The following is a 24,597-nucleotide window of genomic DNA, read 5'->3' on the forward strand; positions in this document are numbered from 1 at the left end:
GGCATGACGATGATCCCGAAATCACCAGACCGCAGCGCGCTCGAACAGGAGCAGTTCCTCAAGATCCTCTCGCGCGAGGAGGCCCTGGCGCGCTTCGAGGCGGCCTTGTTGCCGCACGCGCTTCGCAGCGAAACGCGCAAGCTCGCCGCTGCGCTCGGCGCGGCGCTCGCCGAGGACATTACCGCGCCGATCGACGTGCCGCCGTTCGACCGCTCCAATGTCGACGGCTTTGCCGTGCGCTCTGCCGACCTTGCGGCGGCCGGCGAGGGCGCGCCCGTGCGCCTTGCGTTGAATGGCGAGACAATTCATTGCGGCACCGCGCCGTCGCTGCAGGTGGCCGCCGGGACTGCGACGCCGATTGCCACCGGCGGTCCGCTGCCGCGCGGCGCCGATGCCGTGGTCATGGTCGAGCACACCCAGCCGGCCGGGCCGGATGCGATCGATGTCCGTCGCGCCGTCTCGCCGGGGCAGTTCGTCTCATACGCCGGATCCGACATCGCGCGCGGCGAGGCGCTGCTGCGCGCCGGCACCGTCATGGGCTCGCGCGAGATCGGCATGCTGGCGGCTTGCGGCATTGCCGAGGTGAGTGTCGCGCGCCGGCCGCGGGTTGCCGTGATCTCCACCGGCGACGAACTGGTTCAGCCCGGCCAGCCGCTCGGACCTGCCGAAATCTACGATACCAACGGCGCCATCGTCGCGGCCGCGGTCGACGAGAATGGTGGCGAGGCCGTTTTCCTCGGTGCCATTCCCGACGATGAAGCCAGGCTCGAAGCCGCCATGTGCAGCGCGCTTGCGGATGCCGACATGCTGGTGCTGTCGGGGGGGACGTCGAAAGGCGCGGGCGATCTCTCCCATCGCATCATCGGCCGACTCGGCGCGCCCGGCATCATTGCGCATGGTGTTGCGCTCAAGCCCGGCAAGCCGCTTTGCCTTGCGGTCTGCGACGGCAAGCCGGTGGTGATACTGCCGGGCTTTCCAACCTCGGCGATGTTCACCTTCCACGATATGATCGTGCCGGTGCTGCGCAGGATGGCCGGCCTGCCGCCGCGCTCCGATGCCAAGGTCAGCGCGACCGTGCCGGTGCGCATTGCGTCCGAGCTCGGCCGCACCGAATTCGTCATGGTCTCGCTGGTCCAGGGCAGGGATGGCCTGATTGCCTATCCCTCCGGCAAGGGCTCTGGTGCGATCACGTCATTTGCACAGGCCGATGGATTCCTGCGCATCGACGCGCTCGCCGATCAGATGCCGGCTGGGACCGCGACAGAGGTGACGCTATTCACGCCGCATGTGCGCGTGCCCGATCTCGTCATTGTCGGCAGCCATTGCACCGGCCTCGATCTCGTCACCGCACAAGTCGCGCATGCCGGCCTGACCGTGCGTTCCATTGCGGTCGGCAGCCTCGGCGGCCTCGCAGCGGCCAAGCGCGGCGAATGCGATCTCGCGCCGATCCACCTGTTCGACGACAGGAGCGAGACCTACAACACGCCTTATCTCGTCGACGGGCTCGAGCTCGTCCCAGGCTGGCGGCGGATGCAGGGCATCGTCTTCCGAAAGGGCGACACGCGCTTCCAGGGCCTGAACGCGAAGGATGCGGTCGCTGCCGCGCTCGCGGACTCCAGCTGCATCATGGTCAACCGCAACCAGGGCGCCGGCACGCGCATCCTGATCGACCGGCTGCTCGGCGGCGTACGGCCGGACGGCTACTGGAACCAGCCGCGTTCGCACAATGCGGTGGCGGCGGCCGTCGCCCAGCGCCGCGCGGACTGGGGCATGACGATCGCGCCGGTCGCCCATGCGGCCAGCCTCGGCTTCATTCCGCTGGCGGAAGAGCATTATGACTTCGCGCTGGTGACGGCGCGCAAACACCGGCCGGCAGTGCAGGCCTTTCTCGATGCGCTCGGCTCGGACGCGGCCCGCGTAGCACTCGAGCGCGCCGGCTTCCGGCCCGCGTAGATACCAGCTGGGTCTATCCCGGGTCACGGCCAGAGCTCAATGCACCGCCTTAGGACGCGTCATCCAGCGCCGCCAGCCGCTCGGCCTCGGCAATGTCCTCGACCGTGTTCGCATTGAAGAATGGATCGAGCGGCTCGGTCGGCCATGTCACCGTCGCCAGCGGATAGCGTGCCGTCCAGCGGTCGATCTTGCGGAGGTCTTCGACGACAAGGGCGTGGCGCAGTTCGTCGCGCAAGGCGACGCGCCACAGGCCGATCACCGGATGCGACTGCTCGCCTGATGCGGCGACCGCGAGCTGCGCGTTCTCACGCGCGCGCGCGTCATGTAGCCGTGCGACGAGATCGCGCGGCAGGAACGGGCAGTCGCCGGCGGCGCTGAGCACCCATTCGATCTCCGGCCGGTTCGCCGCGGTCCAGTCGAGCGCGGCGAGGATGCCGGCGAGCGGGCCGGGGAAGCCGGGCACGTCGTCGGCGACGACTTGCAAGCCGAACGCGGCGAAGCGGGCGGGATCGCCGTTGGCGTTGAGGATCAGCCCGCTGCACTGGGGCGAAAGGCGCGCGATCACGCGCTCCAGAATGGTGCGGCCGCCGATGGTGCGCATCGGCTTGTCGCCGCCGCCCATGCGCCGCGCGAGACCGCCGGCGAGCAGCACGCCAAGAGTCGAAGGAACACTCGTGGCGGGGATGTCAGTCGTCACCGCCTTCACCCTTGCGCTTGTGCTTGGCGGACTCCTCTTCCACATAGGCGAGGTTCTGGTCGTAGACGATGCGCTCCTCGCCCGCGAGCGCAATGAAGCGCTTGCCGCGGGTGCGGCCGACCAGCGTCAGCCCGACCTGCCTGGCGAGGTCGACGCCCCAGGCGGTGAAGCCGGAGCGCGAGACCAGGATTGGAATGCCCATGCGCACGGTCTTGATCACCATCTCCGAGGTGAGGCGTCCCGTGGTGTAGAGGATCTTGTCGGAGGGATCGACGCCGTGGCGATACATCCAGCCTGCGATCTTGTCGACGGCATTGTGGCGGCCGACGTCCTCGGTGTAGCAGAGCGGCGTGCCCTCCTTGCACAGCACGCAGCCATGGATCGCGCCGGCCTCAAGGTAGAGCGAGGGCATGGTGTTGATGGTCTGCGTCATCTGGTAGAGCCAAGAGGTGCGCAGCTCCGCCTTGGGCAGCGCGGCGCTCTCGACCGCCTCCAAGAGGTCGCCGAAGGCGGTGCCCTGCGCGCAGCCCGAGGTCTGCGTGCGCTTCTTCAGCTTGGCCTCGAAATTGGTGTGGTGCTCGGTGCGCACGACGACCACCTGGAGGTCGTCGTCGTATTCGACCTCGGTGACCACGTCATTATATTTCAGCATGTTCTGGTTCAGCAGATAGCCGAGCGCCAGATATTCGGGGTAATCGCCGATCGTCATCATGGTGACGATCTCCTGGGCATTCAGGTAGAGCGTCAGTGGCCGCTCCATCGGGACCTTGATCTCGACCCTGGCGCCGGTCTGGTCAGTGCCGGTCACGCTCTGGGTCAGGCGCGGGTCGTCCGGATTGGGGACGATCAGGGGCACCGGGGCTTTGTCGATCTTCATCATGGCGGCGAGGTTAGCATGACATTCGGGTCAAGCCGATATAAGCATGGCGGCAAGAGAGCGAAATGCCGCCTCGTCGTCATTGCGAGCGCAGCGAAGCAATCCAGAATAATATCCGCAGTGACGGTCTGGATTTGTTTCGCTGCGCTCGCAATGACGGCCGGCGGGTTCCATCGGCTGGCGAGCCGTTGGCGGAGATCGAACGGTTATGAAAGTCATCGGCCTTGCAGGCTGGAGCGGTGCGGGCAAGACCACGCTGTTGACGCGGCTGATCCCGCATTTCAAGGCGCAAGGCCTGCGCGTCTCCGTGATCAAGCATGCGCATCACCAGTTTGACGTCGATGTGCCCGGCAAGGATTCCTGGCGCCATCGCGAGGCCGGCGCGGCGGAGGTGCTGGTCGCTTCGTCAAAGCGGTGGGCGCTGATGCATGAGTTGCGCGGGGCGGCGGAGCCGCGGCTGCCGGAGCTGCTCGAGAAGCTCTCCGCGGTCGATGTCGTCGTGGTCGAGGGCTTCAAGCGCGAGCCGCATCGCAAGATCGAGGTGCATCGTGCCGCGAACGGCAAACCGCTGCTCTTTCCCGACGATCCCGGAATTGCCGGGATTGCGACCGACACCGCGGTTGAAACCCGGCTGCCGACCGTCCATCTCGATGATATCCCTGCTGTAGCCGCGTTGCTGCTGCTTGCGGCGATGCCGGTCGAGGAAGTGGTGGCAAGAAGCACCGCGATACGCTGACGAGGCACCATGGCGCAATTATCGGACGATTGCTTTGCCTTCGGCGGCCCGATGATGTCGGTCGACGAAGCCGTCGGCCTCATCACGACACGCGTCAACGCGATCACCGATCTCGAGACTGTTGCGCTGGTCGATGCCGACGGGCGCGTGCTCGCGCGCGATATCGCGGCGCCACTGCCGCTGCCGCCGTTCACCAACTCCGCGGTCGACGGCTACGCCGTGCGCAACGCCGACCTTCCGCAAGCTGCGGAGCAGGCATTCCCGCTCGATGGTCGCATCCAGGCCGGCGGGCTTGCGCAAGCGCCAATCAAGCCCGGCCACACCGCGCGGATCTTCACCGGCGCGCCGATGCCGCCGGATGCCGAGACCGTCTTCATGCAGGAGGACGTCCGCATCGATGAGTCCGGCAAGATCGTGTTGCCGCCGGGGCTGAAGCCCGGCGCCAATGTCCGTCCCGCAGGCGAGGACATTCCGCAAGGTCACGTCGCGCTGCGCGGCGGCCAGCGCTTGCGGCCGCAGCATGTCGCGCTCGCCGCCGCATTCGGCCTGACGAGGCTCGACGTCGTCAGGCGCATCCGCGTCGCCGTGTTCTCGACCGGCGACGAATTGGCCTCACCTGGCGAGCCGCGCTCCGCCTCGCAGCTGTTTGATTCCAATCGCTTCATGCTGATGACGATGCTGCGGCGGCTCGGCTGCGAGGTCAGCGACCTCGGCATCCTGCGGGATGAGCGAACGTCACTTGCGAGCGGCCTGAAACAGGTCGCAGGTCACCACGACCTGATCCTCACCACCGGCGGCGTCTCGACCGGGGAGGAGGATCACGTCAAGGCGGCGGTCGAGAGCGTCGGCTCGCTGGTGCTGTGGCGGATGGCGATCAAGCCCGGCCGTCCCGTGGCGATGGGTATCATCGACGGCGTGCCGCTGATCGGATTGCCGGGCAATCCCGTCGCGAGCTTCGTGACGTTTGTCCATGTGGTGCGACCGACGGCCTTGGCGCTGGGGGGAGGCCTACCGGAGCCGCTGACGCCCATCCCGCTGCGGGCGGCGTTCACTTACAAGAAGAAGGCCGGGCGGCGCGAATATGTGCGCGCCTCGCTGCGCCGCGCTGAGGACGGCGGCCTCGAGGCGATCAAGTTCCCGCGCGAAGGAGCCGGGCTGTTGTCCTCGCTGGTCGAGACTGACGGACTCGTCGAACTCGGCGAGGACATCACCAATGTCGAGCCGGGTCAGGACGTGGGCTTCCTGTCCTACGCCGACCTGCTCTAGGGCCCTTCCGTTGACGCCATCGCTTCGTCCCGCCATGTTGCGGCCATGGCCAGAACGACGCTCGATCTCACCGGACTGAAATGCCCGCTGCCCGCCCTCAAGACGCGCAAGGCGCTCAAGCCTTTGCAGCCGGGTGATCAGCTCGAGGTTCACTGTACCGATCCCTTGTCGGTGATTGACATTCCGAACCTGATTCGCGAGACCGGCGACAAGGTCGAGATCACCGAGCGCAACGAGACGCGCATCGTGTTCCTGGTCGAAAAGAGCGACGCCCCGTAGGAAGGCGAATATTCACGGCGGGGACGTTTGACTATGCTGCGCCTGGGGGAACGGCCGGAGCTTCGCTGCAATGCGAAAGGCGCCGATTATTGTGGTGGATGATCTCAAACCTTAAACATCGGGCATGACTTTCTCAACATCGAGGGCAAGCGCAGCCGCAAACCCCACGGTGGGTCGCGAGCCTGCCGTCAAGCTCGGCAAGGCAGCTGCAGGGCCGGAGTTCAGCGCGCTGGCGCAGGCCTCCATCCTGATCGTCGACGACGAGCCGGGCATGCGCAATTTCCTGGTGCGCACGCTGGCGCCGCGCTGCAAGCTGGTGGACGAGGCGGCCGATACCGACCAGGCTTCGCGCAAGCTCGATTCCAATCGCTACGACGTCGTCATTCTCGATAACATCATGCCGGGCAAGAACGGCGTCGATTGGCTCGCCGAGCAGCGCGCCGTCGGCTTTTTCGCCGACGCCATCCTGATCACCGCCTATGCCGACCTCGACACCGCGATCCAGGCCCTGCGCGCCGGTGCGGCCGATTTCGTGCTGAAGCCGTTCCGCTCCAACCAGATCCTCAACGCGGTGGCACGATGCCTCGACCGTGTCCGCCTGCAGCGCGAGAACTATGTCCTGCGCTACGCTTTGCGTGCCTCGTCCGACCGCACGTTCCTGCGTGACAATCTGATCGGACGGTCGGCGGCGACGCTGCGCGTGCGTGAGACCATCGCCCGCGTCGCGCGCCTGCCGACCTCGGTTCTCCTCACCGGCGAATCCGGCACCGGCAAGGAAGTCGCCGCGCGCTCGATCCACTCGCTGTCCGATCGCGCCGACAAGCCCTTCGTGCCCGTGAATTGCGCGGCGATCCCGCCCGAGATGATTGAGGCCGAGCTGTTCGGGCACATCAAGGGCGCCTTCACCGGCGCCGATTCGGGGCGCGAGGGCCTGTTCCTGTATGCGCATGGCGGCACGCTGTTTCTCGACGAGATCGGGGAGCTGCCGCTGCCGATGCAGAGCAAGCTGCTCCGCGTGCTCGAGGACCGCCGCGTCCGTCCGGTCGGCTCCGAGCGCGAAGTTCCGGTCGACCTGCGCTTCATCTTCGCAACCAATGCCGAGCTGCAGAAGGAGGTCGAGAAGGGACGTTTCCGAGCCGATCTGTTCTACCGGCTCAACGTGATGCAGATCCGCCTGCCGCTCCTGAAGGATCGCGGCGATGACGTGCAGGAGCTTGCCACCATCTTCATGAGCAAGCTCTCGGCTCAGCTCGGCATGCCGCCGGTGCCGATCGACGCCTCGGTGCGGGCGGCGCTCGCAAGCTATGACTGGCCGGGCAACGTGCGCGAACTGCGTAACCTGATCGAGCGCACGCTGATCCTCGGCGCCTTCCCCGACGATTTCGCCGGCCCCCGCGACAACGGTCAGTCGGCGCCTGCCGACAGTCTCGCGGAGCTCGAGCGCCGTCACATTCTCGGCGTGCTGAAGGAGGTCAATGGCAATCGCGAGGAGGCGGCGCGGCGCCTCGGCATCTCGCGCAAGACCATCGACCGCAAATGCGCGTTGTGGGATGTCTGATGCTGGCGGCCGCAGCGGCGAGCCCGTGCGGGGACGCTCCGTCCGCTTCCGGCTGCTCGCGATCGCGCTGCTGCCGATGCTGGTCATCCTGCCGCTCCTGCTCGGCGTTGCGATCTATCGCTGGAACGCGAAATTCGACGCGACCCTGATCTCCAAGGTCAACGGCGATCTCACCATCGCCCACCAATATCTCGCCCGCATCCTCGAAAAGACCGGCGTCCAGCTCCGGGCGCTCAGCCTGTCGGCCCGCTTCCACGAGGTGCTGGCGCCGGATGCGCGCGGCTCCCTGCAGGATCTGCTCGATGAGACCCGCAAGGAAATCGGCCTCGATTTCCTGTATCTGGCCAACGGCCACGGCGACGTCCTGGCCTCGTCGCCGCCGCTGCAGCATCGACCGAGAAGTGACTGGCCGATCATCATGTCGGCGCTGTCGGGCCAGGCTCCTGCGACGGGCGTCGACATTTTCGGCAATGACGAGCTCGCCGCAATTTCGCCGGCCCTGGCCGAGCGCGCGCGCTTGGACCTCGTGCCGACCCCGAACGCAGTGCCGACCGACCGCAGCACGGAGACGCGCGGCATGGTCGTGCATGCGGCCAGCCGGGCGATGCTGCCTGACGGTGGCGCCGCTGCGCTGGTCGGCGGCACACTGCTCAACCAGAATCTCGAATTCATCGACACGATCAACGATCTCGTCTATCGCGCGGCGAGCCTGCCGGAGGGCAGCCAGGGCACCGCGACGCTGTTCCTGGACGACGTACGGATATCGACCAACGTCCGCCTGTTCGAGGGACGGCGCGCGCTCGGCACGCGCGTGTCGGCGGCGGTGCGCTCGGCCGTGCTGGGCGAGGGGCGCACCTGGCTCGACAGCGCTTTCGTGGTCAATGACTGGTACATCTCCGCCTACGAGCCGCTGGTGGACAGTTACGGCAAGCGGGTCGGCATGCTCTATGTCGGCTTTCTGGAGAAGCCGTTCAGCGAAGCCAAATACCAGACATTGGTGATCATCATCGCGGCGTTCATCATCATCACCGCCGCGACCGTACCGATCTTCCTGCGCTGGGCGAGCTCCATCTTCATGCCGCTGGAGCGCGTTACGGCGACGATCACCGAGGTGGAGCGCGGGAACCTCTCCGCCCGCACCAAGATGCCGGTACTGGGCGACGAGATCGGCCGCGTCGCGGTTCATCTCGACAGCCTGCTCGACCAGATCCAGGAACGCGACCGGCAACTCCGCGAATGGAATGAAGAGCTGAACGTGCGCGTGCGCGAGCGCACCCGCGACCTCGAGCACGCCAATCTCAAGCTCGAGGCAACCACCAAGCAGCTCATCATGTCCGAGAAGCTGGCTGCGATCGGCGAGATCACCGCCGGCGTTGCGCACGAGATCAACAATCCGATCGCGGTGATGCAGGGCAATCTCGACGTCATCCGCAGCGTGTTCGGCGGCGATGCCGACAAGGCGAAGGTCGAGTTTCGCCTGCTCGACGAGCAGATTCACCGCATCAGTCAGATCGTGACCAAGCTGTTGCAGTTTGCGAGGCCGGAGGAATATGCCGGCTATGTCGAGCGCCATGCACCGGCAAGCGTCATCTCCGACTGTCTGCCGCTGGTGCAGCATCTTCTGAACAAGACCGAGATCGCCGTGGTCAGGGATGATCGTGCCAACCGGCTCGTGCTGATGAACAGCAACGAGTTGCAGCAGGTGCTGGTCAATCTCATCGTCAACGCGATCCACGCCATGCCGGAAGGCGGAACCCTGACGCTCCGCTCCTTCGATGCCGAGCGCGAAGGCCAGCAGGGCGTCGCCATCGAGGTCGCCGACACCGGCATCGGCATGAGCGCTGAGGTGATCGAAAAGATATTCGACCCCTTCTACACGACGAAGCGGCGGCAAGGCACCGGGCTCGGCCTCTCCATCAGCCAGACGCTGATCAAGCGCCAGGGCGGACAGATCACGGCCGAAAGCCGCGTCGGTTCCGGGAGTACATTCACGGTGTGGCTGCCGGAAGCGACCTGATTGGACATTTTGTCCAAGGACCTCGGGACATTCTGTCCGACGCAGCACATTGCGCTGCGGGAAGTCGTTGAATTGTCACGATGCCATTTCTGGCACGCGCGTTGCTCATTTCAAGACAGGGTGTTGAGGGGATGAGGGCGCGATAGCCGTCACTGCAACGCTGCTCGCAAGGCGAAGGGACATCACCCGCGATCAGCTGCTTGCTCGGTGCGCATGAGGCGATGTGCACCAGACATTCCGCTTCGACATGAAGTCCGACCCGTCATGCGCGGCTGCGAGCACGCATGACCGGTCTCAAACCGATGTGCCGGAAGGCCGCGCTTGGGAGGTAATGCTTATGACGACTGCCGATACCGTTCTTGCACCGGTTGGTGCTTCCGGCTTTCTCGATCGTGAACGCACGATCGCGACGGCCGGGTTCAATCGCTGGCTGGTGCCGCCGGCGGCGCTGTGCATCCATCTGTGCATCGGCATGGCCTACGGCTTCTCGGTGTTCTGGCTGCCGCTGTCGCGCGCAATCGGCGTCGCGGCGCCGAAGGCCTGCCCCGACATGTCGCTGTGGCAGGAGCTGTTCACCACGACCTGCGACTGGAAGGTCGCGAGCCTCGGCTGGATGTACACGCTGTTCTTTGTCCTGCTCGGCGTTTCGGCCGCGATCTGGGGCGGCTGGCTCGAGCGCGCCGGTCCGCGCAAGGCGGGCGTCGTCGCTGCCTGCTGTTGGGGCGGCGGGCTTCTGATCGGTGCCTTCGGCGTCTACGTCCACCAGCTCTGGATCATGTGGCTTGGCTGCGGCGTGATCGGTGGCGTCGGTCTCGGCCTCGGCTACATTTCCCCGGTGTCGACGTTGATCAAATGGTTTCCGGACCGCCGCGGCATGGCGACCGGCATGGCCATCATGGGATTTGGCGGCGGTGCCATGATCGGAGCGCCTCTGGCCAATCTCTTGATCAACTACTTCAAGACGCCGACCTCCGTCGGCGTCTGGGAGACCTTCGTCACGATGGGGGTGGTCTATTTCGTCTTCATGATGATCGGCGCCTTCGCCTATCGCGTGACGCCGGCCGGCTGGCAGCCCGAAGGCTGGACCCCGCCGGTCAAGGCCAACGCGATGATCTCGAAGAACAACGTCCATCTCAACGACGCGCACAAGACGCCGCAGTTCTGGCTGATCTGGTGGGTGCTCTGCCTCAACGTGTCGGCAGGTATCGGCGTGATCGGCATGGCCTCGCCGATGCTTCAGGAGATCTTCGCCGGCAAGCTGATCGGTTTGCCGGAAGTCGGCTTCAACGCGCTCGATGCCGGGCAGAAGGCGCAGATCGCCGCGATCGCCGCCGGCTTCGCCGGATTGCTGTCGCTGTTCAACATCGGCGGCCGCTTCTTTTGGGCGTCGCTGTCGGACAGGATCGGGCGGAAGAACACCTACTACACGTTCTTCATCCTCGGCATCGTGCTCTACGCGCTGGCGCCGACCTTTGCGGCGATGGGCTCGAAGCTCCTGTTCGTGGCCGGATTCGGCATCATCCTGTCGATGTATGGCGGCGGGTTTGCGACCGTGCCGGCCTATCTTGCCGACATGTTCGGAACGCAGTTCGTCGGCGCCATCCACGGCCGTTTGCTGACGGCGTGGTCGACCGCCGGCATCATCGGCCCGGTCGTGGTGAACTACATCCGCGAGTTCCAACTTGCGGCCGGCGTGCCGCGCGACCAACTCTACAACACCACCATGTACATCCTCTGTGCGATGTTGATCGCGGGCCTGATCTGCAATTACCTGATCAAGCCCGTGGATTCGAAGTGGCACATGAAGGAGGCCGACGTCGCCAAGTTGCAGGCGGCGAGCGCCAGCGCCGCGGCTGCGGGGCCGCACGGCTCCTACGGCATCGGATTTGGCGGGCTTGACATCAAGGCGGCGTTCTTCTGGGCGATCGTCGGCGGTCCTCTCCTCTGGGGTGTCTGGAAGACGCTGGAGAGCGCGGTCAAGATTTTCTGATCTTCGCCGCGGGCGGGAGCGCAGCTTGCGCGCTCCCGCCGTAGCCTCGGAGCCGGAGCGCGATACGATTTCGCTATCGCAGCATGGGAAGCCTTTATTGATCTCCACACCAATTCAGGCTTCGTTCCATCAGTTGGCGCGTTAGACGAACGCAAGGCTGTGTCCGGCAGCACTCCAAGGTTGCCTTTCGAGCCGCGCTTAACTGCTTCCGAGAGCATGAGAATTTGCTTGGCATCTGGCATGCCAGAAGCTAGAACTGGAGCCGTTCTAAAAGACGAGATCGAGACCAATCGATGAGCCACGACGTGCACAAGGTCCGCCCGTTCGAGCATCCCGGCGAGGGGCGCCGACGCGCCAAGGCGACTCCCAAGGGGCGGCAGGTCGATCCCACGGCCGCGCACGAGATCGAGAAGTTGCTCGGCGACAGGCCGCGGCGGCGCGATCTCTTGATCGAATATCTGCACCTGATCCAGGACAAGTACCATCAAATCTCGGCGGCGCATCTGGCCGCGCTCGCCGACGAGATGAAGCTCGCCTTCGCCGAGGTGTTCGAGACCGCGACCTTCTATGCGCATTTCGACGTGGTGAAGGAAGGCGAGCCCGACATTCCGCCGCTGACGATCCGCGTCTGCGATTCGCTGACTTGCGCGATGCTTGGCGGCGAGAAGCTGCTCGAGGATCTGCAGAGTGCGTCAGGTCCCGGCATCCGCGTCGTGCGCGCGCCCTGCGTCGGTCGTTGTGATACCGCGCCTGCCGCGGAAGTCGGTCACAACTTCGTCGATCACGCCACCGTCGCCAACGTGATGGCGGCGGCCAAGGCTGGTGACACTCACGCGCATCTGCCCAAATATATCGACTACGATGCCTACGTCGCCGGCGGCGGCTACAAGCTGCTGGGCCGGCTGCGCTCGGGCGAGCTGTCGAAGGACGATCTCCTCAAGGCGCTCGACGATGCTTCGCTGCGCGGCCTCGGCGGCGCCGGCTTCCCGACGGGACGGAAATGGCGCGCGGTACTGGGCGAACCGGGCCCGCGGCTGATGGCGATCAACGGCGACGAGGGCGAGCCGGGCACGTTCAAGGACCGCTATTACCTGGAAACCGATCCGCACCGCTTCATCGAGGGCATGCTGATCGGCGCGCACGTGGTGCAGGCCTCCGACATCTACATCTATCTGCGCGACGAATACCCGGCATCGCGCGAGATCCTCGAGCGCGAGATCGCCAAGCTCCCTCCGGGCGGCCCGACGCTGCACATGCGCCGCGGCGCCGGCGCCTATATCTGCGGCGAGGAATCCTCGCTGCTGGAAAGCATCGAGGGCAAGCGCGGCCTGCCCCGGCACAAGCCGCCATATCCGTTCCAGGTCGGCCTGTTCGGGCTGCCGACGCTGATCAACAACGTCGAGACGTTGTGGTGGGTGCGCGACATCGTCGAGAAGGGCGCCGATTGGTGGAAGGGCCATGGTCGCCACGAGCGTCATGGCCTGCGCAGCTTCTCGGTCTCGGGCCGCGTGAAGAATCCCGGCATGAAGCTGGCGCCCGCGGGCATCACCGTGCGCGAGCTGATCGACGAATATTGCGGCGGCATGGCTGATGGCCATCAGTTCTATGCGTATCTGCCAGGCGGTGCCTCCGGCGGCATCCTGCCGGCCTCGATGGACGACATCCCGCTCGACTTCGGCACGCTGGAGAAATACGGCTGCTTCATCGGCTCGGCTGCGATCGTGATCCTGTCGCATAGTGACAGCGTGCGCGCGGCAGCACTGAACCTGATGAAGTTCTTCGAGGACGAGAGCTGCGGCCAGTGCACGCCGTGCCGCGTCGGAACCCAGAAGGCGGCGCTGCTGATGCAGAGGCCGGTCTGGAACCGCGCCTTGCTGGAAGAATTGAGCCAGGCGATGCGCGACGCCTCGATCTGCGGGCTCGGACAGGCGGCATCGAACCCGCTGTCCTCTGTGATCAAATATTTCCCTGACGAGTTCAAGGAAGCGGCCGAATGACGAAGATTACGTTCGAGCTCGACGGCAAGCAGGTCGAGGCCAATCCCGGCGAGACGATTTGGCAGGTCGCCAAACGCCAGGGCCGCGACATCCCGCATCTGTGCTACTCGCCGGCGCCCGATTATCGCCCCGACGGCAATTGCCGCGCCTGCATGGTCGAGATCGAGGGCGAACGTGTGCTCGCGGCGTCCTGCAAGCGCACGCCGTCGGTCGGCATGAAGGTGAAGACTGAATCCGCGCGTGCGATTGCGGCACAAAAAATGGTGATGGAGCTGCTCGTCGCCGACCAGCCGGCACGCGAAACCTCGCACGATCCGGATTCGAAGTTCTGGCACTGGGCCGAGACCACGGGTGTCACCGAAAGCCGCTTCCCCGCCGCCCAACGCTGGGCGACCGACGCCAGCCATCCGGCGATGCGCGTCAATCTCGATGCCTGCATCCAATGCGGCCTGTGCGTGCGCGCCTGCCGCGAGGTCCAGGTCAACGACGTCATCGGCATGGCCTATCGCAATGCCGGCGCCAAGATCGTGTTCGATTTCGACGATCCCATGGGCGAGTCCACCTGCGTCGCCTGCGGCGAATGCGTGCAGGCCTGCCCGACCGGGGCGCTGATGCCGGCCGTGATGCTCGACGACAAGCAGACCCGCGTCACCTATGCCGACAGGAAGGTCGACTCGCTCTGCCCGTTCTGCGGCGTCGGCTGCCAGGTCACGTATGAGGTCAAGGACGAGAAGGTGATCTATGCGGAAGGCCGTGACGGCCCCGCCAACCACAACCGTCTCTGTGTGAAGGGTCGTTTCGGCTTCGACTACATCCACCATCCGCATCGCCTGACCAAGCCGCTGGTGCGGCTGCCCAATGCGAAGAAGGATGCCAACGACCAGGTCGATCCCGCCAATCCCTTCACGCATTTCCGTGAAGCGAGCTGGGAAGAGGCGCTCGACATCGCGGCTGAGGGATTGGTCAAGATTCGCGACGAGAAGGGCGTGAAGGCGCTGGCCGGCTTCGGCTCGGCCAAGGGCTCCAACGAAGAGGCGTATTTGTTCCAGAAGCTGGTGCGTACCGGTTTTGGCTCGAACAACGTCGACCATTGCACCCGTTTGTGCCACGCCTCGTCGGTCGCGGCGCTGTTCGAAGGACTGAGCTCGGGGGCGGTGTCGGCGCCGTTTGCGGCCGCGATGGACGCCGAAGTGATCTGGGTGATCGGTGCCAACCCGACGGTGAATCATCCGGTCGCGGCGACCTACATCAAGAATGCGGCGAAGAACGGTGCCAAGCTGTTCGTCATGGATCCCCGGCGACAGACGCTGTCGCGTCACGCGACCAAGCATCTGCAGTTCAAGCCCGGCTCCGACGTTGCGATGTTGAATGCGATGATCAACACGATCATCACCGAAGGCCTGACCGACGACCAGTATATCGCTGGCTACACTGAGGGCTTCGAGGAGCTCAAGGAGAAGATCAAGGAATTCACGCCGGAGAGGATGGAGCCGATCTGCGGCATCCCGGCGCAGACGCTGCGTGAGGTCGCACGGACCTATGCGCGCGCGAAATCGTCGATCATTTTCTGGGGCATGGGCATCAGCCAGCACGTTCACGGCACCGACAATGCGCGCTGCCTGATTGCGCTTGCATTGATCACCGGCCAGGTCGGCCGTCCCGGCACCGGCCTGCATCCGCTGCGCGGCCAGAACAATGTGCAGGGCGCCTCCGACGCCGGCCTGATTCCGATGTTCCTGCCGGACTACCAGCCGGTCGGCCGCGACGACCTGCGCGGCGCCTTCGAAAAGCTCTGGCAGCAGGACCTCGATCCCGTCCGGGGGCTGACCGTGGTCGAGATCATGAACGCGATTCATGACGGCGAGATCAAGGGCATGTATATCGAGGGCGAGAATCCCGCGATGTCCGATCCCGATCTCCAGCATGCCCGCGAAGCGCTCGCCATGCTCGATCATCTCGTGGTGCAGGATCTCTTCGTCACCGAGACCGCATTCCATGCCGACGTGATCCTGCCGGCCTCGGCCTTTGCGGAGAAGGAGGGCTCCTTCACCAACACCGACCGCCGCGTGCAACTTGCGCGCCAGGTGATCAATCCGCCGGGCGATGCGCGGCAGGATCTCTGGATCATCCAGGAGATCGGCAAGCGCATGGGGCTGCCGTGGAATTATTCAGGCCCCGGCGACGTCTATACCGAAATGGCGGAGCTGATGCCGTCGCTGAAGAACATCAGCTGGGAGCGGCTGGTGCGCGAAGGCGCGGTCACCTATCCGGCCGACGCTCCCGACAAGCCCGGCAACGAGATCATCTTCACCACGGGCTTCCCGACCGCGACCGGCCGCGGCAAGATCGTGCCGGCCAAGGTCATCCCGCCGGACGAGATTCCGGACGATGAATATCCGATGGTGCTGTCGACCGGCCGCGTGCTGGAGCATTGGCACACCGGCTCGATGACGCGCCGCGCCCAGGTGCTCGATCAGATCGAGCCGGAGGCGGTCGCGTTCATGTCGCCGCAGGACATGCGGAAGAAGAACCTCGCGCCGGGCGATTTCATTCGCCTGGAGACTCGCCGCGGCGCCGTCGAGGTCAAGGTCCGCTCCGACCGCGACGTGCCGGAGAACATGGTGTTCATGCCGTTCTGCTACGCCGAGGCGGCGGCGAACCTGCTCACCAACCCGGCGCTGGACCCGTTCGGCAAGATCCCGGAGTTCAAGTTCTGCGCAGTACGGGCCGAGCGCGCCGAGATGCGGGACGCGGCGGAGTAGGGGGGCGTCGCGGGTGGGGCGCGCATCTGCACCCACACCGTCATTGCGAGCGAAGCGAAGATTCCATGGGGAGTGGATAGCGACCAGGTCTGAGGCCAGACTGAGGGTTGCTGAATCCATTCAACCTGGAGACGACGATGTTGCTCGATCATCCTTCCGACGGACTGGCCGCTATCCGCACGCAGTTTGGCGCAATTTTTGTGTCATTGGAACTGAGCCGTTCGACATGGCTGGTCACTTCGCTGTCGCCCTGCAAGGGTGAGAAGATGTCCAAACGCAGCATGAAGGCCGGCGACCTTTCGGAACTGTTGAAGCTGTTTGCGGAGCTGAAGCGCAAGGCGCAGGCGCGAACGGGTGAGAGCTATCCGATCATCGCGATCCAGGAGGCGGGGCTGGACGGGTTCTGGCTTCACCGCGCCCTGCAGCAGGAAGGCATCGAGAGCCACGTAGTCGATCCGGCCTCGATTGCGACGCCGCGCCGGCGCCGGCGGGCCAAGACGGACCGGCTGGATGGCGAGACGCTGTTGCGGACGCTGCTGGCCTACAAGCGCGGCGAGGTACGGGTCTGCGCCATGGTCGTTGCGCCCTCTCCGGCAGAGGAGGACCGCCGTAGGCTGTGCCGCGAGCGAGAGACCTTGATCGCGGAGCGGATCGAGCATGTGAACCGGATCAAGGGTCTTCTGTTCGCGCAAGGGATCTTCGACTACGCGCCGCTGCGGCGAGACCGGCGGAAGCGGCTGGAGCGGACGGGCGACGGGCGCGCCTTGCTGGCGCATCTGAAGGCGCAGATCAGCCGCGAACTCGACCGGCTCGAACTGCTGCTCGACCAGATCACGGCGGTGGAGCGCGAGCAGGATGCGTTGCTGGCCGCGAGCAAGGCGGCGGGGAGAAGACCGTATCGAACCCGGTGGCAATGCTGCTCGAACTGAAGAGCCTGGGCCCGAACTTCACGGCCGTTCTCTGGTCGGAGGCCTTTTACCGGCAGTTCGCCAACAAGCTGCTCGTGGCCCTCTGGAAGTACGTGACCGCGGGCGTGGTGATCGAGGGAGCCGAGATAAAGGCCGCCGCCTGACACCACGCTCCTCAGCCTCAAAGCCAATCTGCCGAGATTGATCAGCCTCGGCCGATCCGGGTGGACGAACCGATGGATTGCATGGCTTCAAACGCCGTAACGAAGAATGGTCTCGTCCTCTCGAGCCTGCCCGCCGCAAGCGGAATGTTGGTGCAGCCGCCGCCGCGCGGCGACCGAATGTGAGTTTGATCTGGCAAGCAAACCAGATTGCAAAAACCGGCCCGACCACGGTGGTAAATACCGTTTATGTCCAAAGTCACCCCCGCCACACGTGCGCTTGGCGCCGCCGGTGTTGCCTTCACCGTTCACACCTACGACTATGATCCCGACGCCGAGAGTATCGGGCTTCAGGCGGCCGCTGCCCTTGGCGAGGACCCGGCGCGCGTCCTGAAGACGCTGATGGCGCTGGTCGATGGCAAGCCGGTCTGCGTGGTCGTGCCGTCCGACCAGGAGGTCTCGATGAAGAAGCTGGCGGCGGCGGCGAGCGGCAAGTCGGCGCAGATGATGAAGCCGCCCGAGGCCGAGCGCGTCACCGGCTACAAGGTCGGCGGCATCAGCCCGTTCGGGCAGCGGCGGACGGTGCGCACCGTGGTCGAGCAGAGCGCGCTCGCCCATGACCTGGTCTATCTCAACGGCGGGCAGCGCGGCTTGCAGGTGCGGCTGAAGCCCGGTGACGTCAGGGAAGTTTTGAAGGCGGTCGTCGCGGACGTGCTGGCGTGAGCGTCTCGGACTATTGCTTCTGCAGCAGCTTGAGCCGGCAGCGCAGCGCTTCGCGGATGTGTGCGCGCGCCAGCTGCTCGGCCTTGTCGCCGTCGCGCGCGGCGATCGCGTCGATGATAGCCTGATGCTCGGCGTGGCTGGTCGAAGGGCGGCCCGATACGGTGAAGGTGGTCGGGCCGAGCAGGGCGATCCAATCCTGCAATTCCCGCGAAGCGTTGTCGAGATAGCGGTTGCGTGCGGCGCGGCAGATGGCCTCGTGGAAGGCGCGGTTGAGCCTCGCCATTTCGGCTGCGTCTCTCGCGGATGTCTCGACAAAGGCCTGCTCGATATCGCAGAGCGCGTCGATCTCCGTCATTGAAGCGTGCGCGGCGGCGAGGCGCGCGGCAGCGCCTTCCATGATCTCGCGCATGGCGTAGAGCTCGAGCACCTCGGAGATGTCGAGATTGCGGACGATCAGCCCGCGGCCGCCTGCGGGCGCGACGAAACCGCGCGCCGCGAGCCGGCCCAGCGCTTCCCGCACCGGCGTGCGGCTGACCTTGAGTCGCTGCGCCACTTCCTCCTCGCGCAGGCGGTCGCCGGCGCGGTAGCTGCCGGCCTGGAGCGCCTCGCACAATGAGCGGAACACGGCTTCGCCCAGCGCCACGCCGGCGCCGCGCGAAACCGATCCGCCTGTCTTTGCCGGGCGTCTGGCCATGATCCCTCGATGCGCATCCTGCCCATGCAGAGATGCCGCTTGCGCCTGTTATGTATATCTTTGTATACAAAAGTGCGCAATGGCGGATCGGCGGCAATCGAGCCCCCGGCCGGCAGAATGTCTCCAACTTCGTCGCATCGGGCAGACGGCATGGGCAGCAAATACGACGTGCTGGTGATCGGAGGCGGCAACGCGGCCCTGTGTGCGGCGATCAGCGCACGGCGCGGCGGCGCCTCCGTCCTCGTGCTCGAAGGTGCGCCGAAGTTCTATCGCGGCGGCAACACCCGCCACACCCGCAACATGCGCTGCGCCCACGATGCGGCGACCGAAATCCTGACCGGCCCCTATACCGAAGAGGAATTCTGGGAGGACCTGCTGCGCGTCACCGGCGGCCAGACCGACGAGGAGCTGGCCCGTCACATGATCCGGGAGTCCAAGGACATCCTGAACTGGATCGTGGAGCAGGGGGTACGCTGGCAACCCTCGCTGGGCGGCACGCTGAGCCTCGGCCGCACCAACTCGTTCTTTCTCGGCGGCGGCCGGGCCATGCTGAACGCGTTGTATCTCGCGGCCGAACGGCTCGGCGTCGAGGTCGAATACGACGCCGAGGTCATCGACCTCGTGATCGAGGATGGCATGTTCCTCGCGGCGCGCCTCAAGCGGCCGGTCAAGGGCGAGACCGAGATCCGCGCGACTTCGCTGGTCGCGGCGGCTGGCGGCTTCGAGGCCAACGTCGAATGGCTGAAGCGATATTGGGGCGAGGCTGCCGACAATTTCCTGATCCGCGGCACCCCCTATAATCGCGGCTCGATCTTGAAGCTGCTGCTCGACAAGGGCGTGCAGGAGGTCGGCGATCCCACGCAATGTCATGCGGTCGCGATCGACGCCCGCGCGCCGAAATTCGACGGCGGCATCATCACGCGCCACGACTCCGTCGTGTTCGGCATCGTCGTCAACAAGCATGCCCAGCGCTTCTACGACGAGGGCGAGGACATCTGGCCGAAGCGCTACGCGATTTGGGGCCGCCTGGTCGCGGCGCAGCCCGACCAGATCGCCTACATCATCTTCGATTCCACCGTCGTCACGAGCTTCATGCCGACGCTGTTTCCGCCGATCGCCGGGCAGAGCGTCGCCGAGCTTGCCGGTAAGCTGGAGCTCGATCCGACCGCGTTGGAGAAGACCATCACTGAATTCAACGCCGCGGTGCGGCCCGGCACGTTCGATCACACCATTCTGGACGACTGTCGTACAGAGGGCATAACGCCACCCAAGACGCACTGGGCGCGCAAAATCGAAACGCCGCCTTATCTCGCCTATCCGGTGCGGCCCGGCATCACCTTCACCTATCTCGGCACGCGCGTGAACAAGGAGGCGCGGATGCTGATGAAGGGCGGCAAGCCATCAGGCAACATGTTCGCCGCCGGCGAGATCATGGCCGGCAACGTGCTCGGCCAGGGCTATGCGGCCGGCATGGGCATGACGATCGGCAGCGTGTTCGGGCGGATCGCAGGACGGGAAGCGGCGGAACATGCACGGAACTAGGATTTTGGACGAAGCCGACCGTCTGATGACGGTCTGCAATTCCTGTCGCTATTGCGAGGGTCTGTGCGCGGTATTTCCGGCGATGGAGATGCGGCGCGCCTTCTCCGACGGCGACCTCAACTATCTCGCCAATCTCTGCCATGCCTGCGGCGCCTGCTACGTCGACTGCCAGTTCTCGCCGCCGCACGAGTTCAACGTCAACGTTCCCAAGACGCTTGCGGTCGCACGCGCGGAATCCTATGCGGCCTATGCCTGGCCGCGCATGCTGTCCGGCGCGTTCGCGCGCAACGGCCTCCTCATCAGCATCATCGCCGCGCTGAGCATGGCGGCCTTCATCCTCGGCTTCGCCGTGCTCAACGATCGCAGCGTGCTGTTCGGCGTCAACACCGGGCCGGGTGCGTTCTACAAATTGATGCCGCACAATGCGATGGCTGCGCTGTTCAGCGCCGCACTTCTCTATGCCATCCTGGCCCTCGCCATGAGCGTGCGCGCGTTCTGGCGCGATATTGGTGCGCCGATCGGCGGCCGCGCCGATGGCGGCTCGATGTTCCAGGCGATCCGTGATGCCGGCGAGTTGCGCTATCTCCATGGCGGCGGCGTCGGCTGCTACAACGAGGACGACCGTCCGACGGACCGGCGCAAGCTCTATCATCATCTGACGTTCTATGGCTTCCTGCTCTGCTTTGCCGCGACGTCGGTGGCGACGCTGTATCACTATCTCTGGGGACGCCAGGCGCCGTATCCGTGGTGGGATCTGCCGGTCGTGCTCGGCACGCTCGGTGGCATCGGTCTGATCATCGGGCCGATCGGCCTGTTCATGGCCAGGATGCGGCGCGATCCGGCGCTGCTCGACGAGAGCCGCTACGGCATGGATGTCGGCTTCATCGCCATGCTGTTCCTGACCGGTTTCACCGGGATGCTGCTGCTGCTCTTGCGCGAGACCGGCGCGATGGGGCCGCTGCTCGCGCTGCATCTCGGTGCGGTGTTTGCCCTGTTCATCACCATGCCCAACGGCAAGTTCGTGCACGGCATCTATCGCTTCGCCGCGCTGGTGCGTTACGCGCAGGAGCGGCGAACGGCGGCATGACCGGCGAACCCGCTCGCCGTCTTACGCCACCTCGCGCTCCGGCGCGGAAGCCTGCTCGCGGGGCATCGCCGTCGCCGTGACGTGCTCTACACCAGCACCGGTTTGCGCACGCGGCCGGCGTCGCCGAACACGCGCAGGTAACGCTCGATCTCCGAGGGAAGGCCGGTCGCTTTCTCCGGATTGTCGGAGAGCTTGACGGCCGGATGGCCGTCCACCGACGAGACCTTGCAGACCAGCGAGATCGGATCGAGATCGAACGAGCCATCCGGCGTGCAGCCGACGAAGTCGTTGGTGAGGTTGGTGCCCCAGCCGAAGGAGAGCCGCACGCGACCGGCGAAGTGATGATAGGTCTCCTCGATCGAGCCGACGTCCATCGCGTCGGAAAAGACGAGGAGCTTGTCCTTGGGGTTGCGGCCCTTTTTCTGCCACCAGGCGACGATCTCCTCGCCGGCCTGGATCGGCGGCGCGCTGTCGGGGCGGAAGCCGGTCCAGTCGGCGACCCATTCCGGCGCATCGCGCAGGAAGGCCTTGGTGCCGAAGGCGTCGGGCAGCGCGATCAGGAGGTTGCCGCCATAGGTCTGGCGCCACTGGTCGAGAATCCGGTAAGGCGCCCAGCGCAATTCCTCGTCGTCCCTGGCGAGCGCGGCTGCGACCATCGGCAGCTCGTGTGCGTTCGTGCCGATCGCTTCGAGATCGTTGTCCATCGCGAGCAGCACGTTGGAGGTGCCGATGAAGGATGAGCCCAGGCCTTCCTTCACCGCCTCGACGCACCAGCGCTGCCAGAGGAAGCCGTGACGGCGGCGGGTGCCGAAGTCGGAGAGCCGCAAGTTCTCCAGCTTGCGCAGCCGCTCCACCTTGGTCCACAGCTTGGCCTTGGCGCGGGCATAGAGCACGTCGAGCTCGAAGCGGCCGCGGCCCTTCATCGCCGCGCGCGAGCGCAGCTCGTTGAGGATCGCAAGCGCCGGAATTTCCCACATCGTGGTGTGGGTCCAGGGGCCATGGAAATGCAGCTCGTACTGGCCTTCGACCTTGCGCAGCTCGTACTCAGGCAAACGGAATTCCGCCAGCCAGCGGATGAAGTCCGCCGAGAACATATGAGTCTTGCCGTAGAAGGTGTTACCGGCGAGCCAGATCAGCTCTTTCTTGCTGAAGCGGATGGTGCGGGCGTGGTCGAGCTGGGCGCGCAGCTCGCCCTCGTCGATGATCTCGGCGAGCCGCACATGGCGCGAGCGGTTGATGACCGAGAAGGTCACCTGCTGACTCGGGTAATCCTCCCGAATCATCTGTAACATCAATAGCTTGTAGAAGTCGGTATCAAGCAGGCTGCGGATGATGGGATCCAGCCGCCAGCTGTGATTGTAGGTCCGGCTCGCAATGTCGGTCACTGTCATGAGCGGATTTTAGCGCGGCTCCCCTTGCGCAACCAGTGGGTTTGCGAAGGGCAGTCTTGCAGACGACGGCACCTGACATCAGGACTTGATATCAGGGCTCGATGTCAGGGCTCGATATCGGGGCTCGATGTCAGGACTCGATGTCAGGACTTGCCGGCCGTCGCCGCGACGGCCTCGAGCTGGCTCCTGACCCAGCGGTGGGCCGGGTCTTTCTGGTAACGCTGGTGCCAGACCATGAACATCGGCAACTCGGCCAGGGTCCGCGCGCGGGACGCCAGCGGTATCGGCGTTTGTCCAAAGCCGCGCATCACGCCGGATGCGAGCAGGCTCGGCATGCTCGCAAGCATCTGCGAGCCGCGCAGGAACGACGGCACGCCGGAGAAGCTCGGCACCGAGATCGCGATGTCGCGATGGAGCCCGTTGGCTGCCAGCCGGCGATCGAAGTCGAGCCGCTCGTTGTCGGTATAGACCACGGTGATGTGACGCGCCGCGAGATAAGTGTTGCGGCTGGCCGGCGCGGCACGCGCCTTTGCGTCGTAGTAGCAGACGTAGTGATCCCTCAGCAGCCGTTTCTGCACGATGTCGACGCCGGATGGCGGCAGCGGGGTGATCAGGAGGTCGCAGCGGTTCTCGCGCAGCATCGCCGGCGAAGGCGATTGCGAGGGAATCACGCGCAGGTTCAAGCTCTTCACTTGTGCGGCGACGTGATCGAAGAACCGTGGCAGCAACAGGTCGCGCTGGAAGTCGTTGGCGGCGATCGTCAGCGACAGCTGGGCCTGGGCCGGCGCGAAGCTGACGCCGCCGGCAAAGCTGCGCATCTCATCGATCAGCGCGCGTGCCTTGCCGGCCAGCGCCTGGGCATGAGCCGTCGCAACGATGCCACGGCCGGACTTGGCGAACAGCGGATCGCCCGCGATGCGCCGCAGCTTGTTCAGGGCGTGGCTGACCGCAGATTGCGTCAGGCCGAGCCGCGTGGCCGCCGCCGTCACCGAACCTTCCTCCAGCACGGCGAGGAACAGTTCGAGGGCGTGGCCGTCGAGAGCCAAATGATCGATTTTCTTCATGAAATATATTATAATCGATCTATTTATCTGTGGAATAGTCCGGCCCATGATCTCCCGATAAGCCGCGCCCGGACCTGGGCGCTTCAGGGAGAGACAACGCCGATGAATGCCCAGGCGCCAGCCTTGCAGGATCCCCGCCTCAACCGACCCGAGCCCTTTACGCCGCCGCTCGGCGACGGCGGCTTCTTTCAGCGCGACCGTTCCATTCATCCGCCGGCGCATGCGCCGGGGTACAAATCCTCGGTGCTGCGCTCGCCGCGCCAGGCGCTGCTGTCGCTGGAGAACTCGATCTCGGAGATCACCGGGCCGGTGTTCGGGCACAATGATCTCGGCCCGCTCGACAATGATCTGATCCGCAATTACGCCAAGGACGGCGATCCGGTCGGCGAGCGCATCATCGTCCATGGCCGCGTGCTGGACGAGACCGGCCGCGGCGTTCCGAACACTCTGGTCGAGTTCTGGCAGGCCAATGCCGGCGGCCGCTACCGGCACAAGAAGGACACCTATGTGGCGCCGATCGACCCGAATTTCGGTGGCTGCGGCCGCGCGCTCACCGACGATACCGGCTACTACTACTTCCGCACCGTGAAGCCGGGGCCCTATCCCTGGCGCAACTACGTCAACAGCTGGCGCCCCGCTCACATCCATTTCTCGCTGTTCGGCTCGGGCTTTGCCCAGCGCTTGATCACGCAGATGTATTTCGAGGGCGATCCCCTGATCCCGGTCTGCCCGATCCTGACGACGATCCCGGACAAGGATGCACTCGACCGCCTGGTGGCGCCGCTCGACCTCAACGCCTCGACGCCGTTCGACTCGCTGGCCTACCGCTTCGACATCGTCCTGCGTGGCCAGCGCTCCACCTATTTCGAAAATCGCACCGCGGGGAACTAAAACC

General features: G+C 65.3%; 18 protein-coding genes and 1 pseudogene. 14 read left to right on the plus strand and 5 right to left on the minus strand.

Going from position 1 to position 24,597, the window contains the following annotated elements; all coding sequences use genetic code 11:
- Positions 1-3 precede the first annotated feature (3 nt).
- Positions 4-1,953, plus strand: coding sequence for a molybdopterin biosynthesis protein (locus P6U28_RS02065; RefSeq protein WP_407121630.1), 1,950 nt, complete (start codon positions 4-6; stop codon positions 1,951-1,953).
- 49 nt (positions 1,954-2,002) lie between these two features.
- Here P6U28_RS02065 and mobA read toward each other — a convergent pair whose 3' ends face one another.
- The gene (gene mobA, locus P6U28_RS02070) at positions 2,003-2,695 is read right to left on the minus strand and encodes a molybdenum cofactor guanylyltransferase MobA (protein ID WP_407121631.1); all 693 of its coding nucleotides are present in this window, start codon (positions 2,693-2,695) and stop codon (positions 2,003-2,005) included.
- On the minus strand, positions 2,640-3,530 hold the full coding sequence (locus tag P6U28_RS02075) for a formate dehydrogenase accessory sulfurtransferase FdhD (RefSeq protein ID WP_122405086.1): 891 nt from the start codon (positions 3,528-3,530) through the stop codon (positions 2,640-2,642). Before P6U28_RS02075 ends, mobA begins: the two co-directional genes overlap by 56 nt.
- Positions 3,531-3,735: 205 nt before the next feature.
- On the opposite strand from P6U28_RS02075, the gene mobB reads away from it, so the two are divergent.
- The 10 genes and pseudogenes from mobB (at position 3,736) to ybaK (ending at position 17,924) form a co-directional block, all read left to right on the plus strand.
- Complete coding sequence (gene mobB, locus P6U28_RS02080) at positions 3,736-4,263, plus strand: molybdopterin-guanine dinucleotide biosynthesis protein B (protein WP_122405085.1); 528 nt, start codon at positions 3,736-3,738, stop codon at positions 4,261-4,263.
- A 9-nt stretch (positions 4,264-4,272) separates the two neighbouring features.
- A complete protein-coding gene (gene glp, locus P6U28_RS02085) occupies positions 4,273-5,529 on the plus strand; it encodes a gephyrin-like molybdotransferase Glp (RefSeq protein WP_407121632.1) in 1,257 nt (418 codons plus the stop codon).
- A gap of 45 nt (positions 5,530-5,574) precedes the next feature.
- Complete coding sequence (locus P6U28_RS02090; RefSeq protein WP_122405083.1) at positions 5,575-5,808, plus strand: sulfurtransferase TusA family protein; 234 nt, start codon at positions 5,575-5,577, stop codon at positions 5,806-5,808.
- A 124-nt stretch (positions 5,809-5,932) separates the two neighbouring features.
- Positions 5,933-7,366, plus strand: coding sequence for a sigma-54 dependent transcriptional regulator (locus P6U28_RS02095; protein WP_122405082.1), 1,434 nt, complete (start codon positions 5,933-5,935; stop codon positions 7,364-7,366).
- Positions 7,359-9,383, plus strand: a complete 2,025-nt coding sequence (locus P6U28_RS02100) for a cache domain-containing protein (protein WP_122405081.1) — start codon at positions 7,359-7,361, stop codon at positions 9,381-9,383. The genes P6U28_RS02095 and P6U28_RS02100 overlap by 8 nt, the downstream gene beginning before the upstream one ends.
- A 337-nt stretch (positions 9,384-9,720) precedes the next feature.
- Positions 9,721-11,373, plus strand: a complete 1,653-nt coding sequence (locus P6U28_RS02105) for an OFA family MFS transporter (RefSeq protein ID WP_209294453.1) — start codon at positions 9,721-9,723, stop codon at positions 11,371-11,373.
- A 293-nt stretch (positions 11,374-11,666) separates the two neighbouring features.
- On the plus strand, positions 11,667-13,370 hold the full coding sequence (locus tag P6U28_RS02110; RefSeq protein WP_407121633.1) for an NADH-ubiquinone oxidoreductase-F iron-sulfur binding region domain-containing protein: 1,704 nt from the start codon (positions 11,667-11,669) through the stop codon (positions 13,368-13,370).
- The gene (gene fdhF / locus P6U28_RS02115; protein WP_407121634.1) at positions 13,367-16,132 is read left to right on the plus strand and encodes a formate dehydrogenase subunit alpha; all 2,766 of its coding nucleotides are present in this window, start codon (positions 13,367-13,369) and stop codon (positions 16,130-16,132) included. The genes P6U28_RS02110 and fdhF overlap by 4 nt, the downstream gene beginning before the upstream one ends.
- Before the next feature lie 137 nt (positions 16,133-16,269).
- A pseudogene (locus P6U28_RS02120) lies at positions 16,270-17,204 on the plus strand (transposase).
- A gap of 246 nt (positions 17,205-17,450) precedes the next feature.
- On the plus strand, positions 17,451-17,924 hold the full coding sequence (gene ybaK, locus P6U28_RS02125; protein ID WP_129143612.1) for a Cys-tRNA(Pro) deacylase: 474 nt from the start codon (positions 17,451-17,453) through the stop codon (positions 17,922-17,924).
- Positions 17,925-17,934: 10 nt separating this feature from the next.
- Here ybaK and P6U28_RS02130 read toward each other — a convergent pair whose 3' ends face one another.
- A complete protein-coding gene (locus P6U28_RS02130; protein ID WP_122405076.1) occupies positions 17,935-18,618 on the minus strand; it encodes a GntR family transcriptional regulator in 684 nt (227 codons plus the stop codon).
- Between the two features lie 150 nt (positions 18,619-18,768).
- Here P6U28_RS02130 and tcuA point away from each other — a divergent pair, with 150 nt between their 5' ends.
- Both tcuA and tcuB read left to right on the plus strand, forming a co-directional pair.
- On the plus strand, positions 18,769-20,160 hold the full coding sequence (gene tcuA, locus P6U28_RS02135; protein ID WP_407123190.1) for an FAD-dependent tricarballylate dehydrogenase TcuA: 1,392 nt from the start codon (positions 18,769-18,771) through the stop codon (positions 20,158-20,160).
- Complete coding sequence (gene tcuB / locus P6U28_RS02140; RefSeq protein ID WP_407121635.1) at positions 20,147-21,247, plus strand: tricarballylate utilization 4Fe-4S protein TcuB; 1,101 nt, start codon at positions 20,147-20,149, stop codon at positions 21,245-21,247. The genes tcuA and tcuB overlap by 14 nt, the downstream gene beginning before the upstream one ends.
- 86 nt (positions 21,248-21,333) lie before the next feature.
- On the opposite strand, the gene pncB is transcribed toward tcuB, so the two are convergent.
- Positions 21,334-22,638 (minus strand): nicotinate phosphoribosyltransferase, encoded by a 1,305-nt coding sequence (gene pncB / locus P6U28_RS02145; protein WP_129143609.1) that lies wholly within the window; start codon positions 22,636-22,638, stop codon positions 21,334-21,336.
- Between the two features lie 143 nt (positions 22,639-22,781).
- Positions 22,782-23,702, minus strand: a complete 921-nt coding sequence (locus P6U28_RS02150; RefSeq protein WP_209294449.1) for a LysR family transcriptional regulator — start codon at positions 23,700-23,702, stop codon at positions 22,782-22,784.
- Between the two features lie 102 nt (positions 23,703-23,804).
- Here P6U28_RS02150 and pcaH point away from each other — a divergent pair, with 102 nt between their 5' ends.
- Positions 23,805-24,593, plus strand: a complete 789-nt coding sequence (gene pcaH / locus P6U28_RS02155) for a protocatechuate 3,4-dioxygenase subunit beta (RefSeq protein ID WP_407121636.1) — start codon at positions 23,805-23,807, stop codon at positions 24,591-24,593.
- The last annotated feature ends 4 nt before the right edge of the window (positions 24,594-24,597 follow it).

Source organism: Bradyrhizobium sp. STM 3561 (assembly GCF_045571455.1).
In the GTDB taxonomy this organism is placed as follows: Bacteria; Pseudomonadota; Alphaproteobacteria; order Rhizobiales; family Xanthobacteraceae; genus Bradyrhizobium; species Bradyrhizobium vignae.

Coding starts and splice junctions, on each gene's coding strand:
- P6U28_RS02130 (WP_122405076.1), bottom strand. CDS start 18,618: ATGGCCAGACGCCCGGCAAAGACAGGCGGATCGGTTTCGCGCGGCGCC.
- P6U28_RS02090 (WP_122405083.1), top strand. CDS start 5,575: ATGGCCAGAACGACGCTCGATCTCACCGGACTGAAATGCCCGCTGCCC.
- glp (WP_407121632.1), top strand. CDS start 4,273: ATGGCGCAATTATCGGACGATTGCTTTGCCTTCGGCGGCCCGATGATG.
- mobA (WP_407121631.1), bottom strand. CDS start 2,695: ATGTGGAAGAGGAGTCCGCCAAGCACAAGCGCAAGGGTGAAGGCGGTG.
- P6U28_RS02095 (WP_122405082.1), top strand. CDS start 5,933: ATGACTTTCTCAACATCGAGGGCAAGCGCAGCCGCAAACCCCACGGTG.
- tcuA (WP_407123190.1), top strand. CDS start 18,769: ATGGGCAGCAAATACGACGTGCTGGTGATCGGAGGCGGCAACGCGGCC.
- P6U28_RS02110 (WP_407121633.1), top strand. CDS start 11,667: ATGAGCCACGACGTGCACAAGGTCCGCCCGTTCGAGCATCCCGGCGAG.
- mobB (WP_122405085.1), top strand. CDS start 3,736: ATGAAAGTCATCGGCCTTGCAGGCTGGAGCGGTGCGGGCAAGACCACG.
- fdhF (WP_407121634.1), top strand. CDS start 13,367: ATGACGAAGATTACGTTCGAGCTCGACGGCAAGCAGGTCGAGGCCAAT.
- P6U28_RS02100 (WP_122405081.1), top strand. CDS start 7,359: ATGTCTGATGCTGGCGGCCGCAGCGGCGAGCCCGTGCGGGGACGCTCC.
- tcuB (WP_407121635.1), top strand. CDS start 20,147: ATGCACGGAACTAGGATTTTGGACGAAGCCGACCGTCTGATGACGGTC.
- P6U28_RS02065 (WP_407121630.1), top strand. CDS start 4: ATGACGATGATCCCGAAATCACCAGACCGCAGCGCGCTCGAACAGGAG.
- pncB (WP_129143609.1), bottom strand. CDS start 22,638: ATGACAGTGACCGACATTGCGAGCCGGACCTACAATCACAGCTGGCGG.
- P6U28_RS02105 (WP_209294453.1), top strand. CDS start 9,721: ATGACGACTGCCGATACCGTTCTTGCACCGGTTGGTGCTTCCGGCTTT.
- P6U28_RS02150 (WP_209294449.1), bottom strand. CDS start 23,702: ATGAAGAAAATCGATCATTTGGCTCTCGACGGCCACGCCCTCGAACTG.
- P6U28_RS02075 (WP_122405086.1), bottom strand. CDS start 3,530: ATGATGAAGATCGACAAAGCCCCGGTGCCCCTGATCGTCCCCAATCCG.
- ybaK (WP_129143612.1), top strand. CDS start 17,451: ATGTCCAAAGTCACCCCCGCCACACGTGCGCTTGGCGCCGCCGGTGTT.
- pcaH (WP_407121636.1), top strand. CDS start 23,805: ATGAATGCCCAGGCGCCAGCCTTGCAGGATCCCCGCCTCAACCGACCC.